Source organism: Nocardioides sp. CPCC 206348 (genome assembly GCF_048654705.1).
Classification (GTDB): Bacteria; Actinomycetota; Actinomycetes; order Propionibacteriales; family Nocardioidaceae; genus Nocardioides.
Map to the genome: position 1 here is coordinate 20,821 of NZ_JBMCZA010000220.1, position 697 is coordinate 21,517.

A 697-nucleotide genomic window follows, 5' to 3' on the forward strand; every position below is an offset into this window, starting at 1 on the left:
GGTGAACTGGTCGTCGAGCTGCGAGCGCACCCAGGCGGCCTTCGCCTCGATGTCCAGGCCGGTGAGCACGAACTCGACCTGGTTGCGGTACCCGCCGAGCGTGTTGACCGCGACCTTGAGCTTCTCGGACGGGGCCGTGCCGGTGACACCGGTGATCTGGACCCGGTCCGGTCCCTGCTGGCTGAGCTGGATCGAGTCGAGGCGGGTCGTGACGTCCGGGTTGAGGTAGCGGGTCGTCTGGATCTCGTAGAGCAGCTGCGCGGTGACCGTGTCGATCGTGACCGCGCCGCCGGTGCCTTCGTGCTTGGTGATGACGCTGCTGCCGTCGGCCGCGATCTCGGCGATCGGGAAGCCGAGCGGCTTGTCCATCGGGGCACCGGCGCGGAACAGGTCGGTGAAGCCGGAGAAGTTCCCGCCCGTGGCCTGGGTGCCGCACTCGATGACGTGACCCGCGACGACGGCGCCGGCGAGGGCGTCGTAGTCGGTCGGGGTCCAGCCGTGGTGGGCGATCGCGGGTCCGACGACGACGGAGGCGTCGGTGACCCGGCCGGTGACGACGACGTCGGCGCCGCGGGTGAGCGCGGAGGCGATGCCGAAGGCGCCGAGGTAGGCGTTGGCGGTCAGCGCGCCGTCGAAGAGGTTCGCGCTGCGCAGGTCGTCGCCCTCGACGTGGGCGATCTTCGCGTCGAGCCCGAGC

At 71.0% G+C, this 697-nt stretch carries 1 protein-coding gene; it reads right to left on the reverse strand.

The genetic code is table 11. The features are described from left to right. Positions 1 to 697, reverse strand: a 697-nt coding sequence (locus ACOADB_RS24685) for an acyclic terpene utilization AtuA family protein (RefSeq protein WP_378605088.1), incomplete at both ends; no start/stop codon positions are given.